We start from the raw sequence: 1,274 nt of genomic DNA on the forward strand, positions 1-1,274 counted from the left end.
TAAAAATAGGAGTAATAGGATTAGGCTATGTAGGTTTGCCATTGGCACGATTATTTGCGACCCAATATGATGTGGTTGGTTTTGATATAAACGGTTCTCGTATATCGGAATTGAATCGAGGTGTTGATGCTACTTTGGAGGTTGATGAATCGACATTAAAAGGTGTTTTGAAATCATCAGCATCGTTAGAAGGAATAGGGTTGTATTGTACAAATGATATCGAATTAATTCGGGATTGTAATTATTATGTGGTTACAGTTCCTACGCCAGTTGATAAGAATAATCGTCCTGATTTAACGCCATTATACAAGGCCAGTGAAACGGTAGGAAGAGTGTTGAGTCAAGGGGATATTGTGATTTATGAATCTACGGTTTATCCAGGGGTTACAGAAGAAGAGTGTATACCTGTTTTGGAACGCGTGAGTGGTTTAAAGTTTAATGAAGATTTTTATGCAGGTTATTCACCAGAGCGTATTAATCCAGGAGATAAGGAGCATACGGTTGAAAAGATATTGAAAGTAACTTCAGGTTCGACTCCAGAGATAGGAAAGAAAGTGGATGCGTTGTATAAAAGTGTTATTGTAGCAGGAACCCATTTGGCACCGACAATAAAAGTGGCAGAAGCGGCTAAGGTAATTGAGAATTCGCAACGCGATATCAATATTGCTTTTGTAAACGAATTGGCAAAGATTTTCAATTTGTTAGAAATAGATACGCATGCGGTATTGGAAGCGGCAGGGACGAAATGGAATTTTTTACCGTTTAAGCCAGGTTTGGTAGGCGGACATTGTATCGGAGTTGATCCCTATTATTTAGCACAAAAAGCTCAGGAGAAGGGATACCATCCTGAGATTATATTGGCGGGGAGAAGATTGAATGATAGTATGGGAGAGTATGTAGCATCACAAGTAGTGAAGTTGATGATTAAGAAAGGTATTGGAATCAATGGAGCGAGTTTGTTGATGTTGGGAGTAACATTCAAGGAAAATTGTCCTGATGTTCGAAATACGAAAATAGTGGATGTGGTAGCTGCTTTGATGGACTATGGGATTAAGGTAACAATATTTGATCCGTGGGCCAATCCAGAGGAAGTAAAACATGAATACGGGTTATATACGACAACGGTGTTGCCAAAAGAAACGTTTGATGCGGTTGTTTTGGGTGTTTCGCATCATGAATTCAAAGAAATAGATTACACGGCAATAAAGAAATCAAACGGGGTATTGTTTGATGTAAAAGGAATACTAACTGAAACTATTGACGGAAGGTTGTAA

Annotated in this window: 1 protein-coding gene; it reads left to right on the forward strand. The window is 38.5% G+C overall.

Annotated features, from left to right (window positions below):
* Positions 1–1,274, forward strand: a 1,274-nt coding sequence (locus CLV55_RS12765) for a nucleotide sugar dehydrogenase (RefSeq protein WP_112114179.1), incomplete at its 5' end; no start/stop codon positions are given.

Source organism: Flavobacterium aciduliphilum (assembly GCF_003268855.1).
Taxonomy (GTDB): Bacteria; Bacteroidota; Bacteroidia; order Flavobacteriales; family Flavobacteriaceae; genus Flavobacterium; species Flavobacterium aciduliphilum.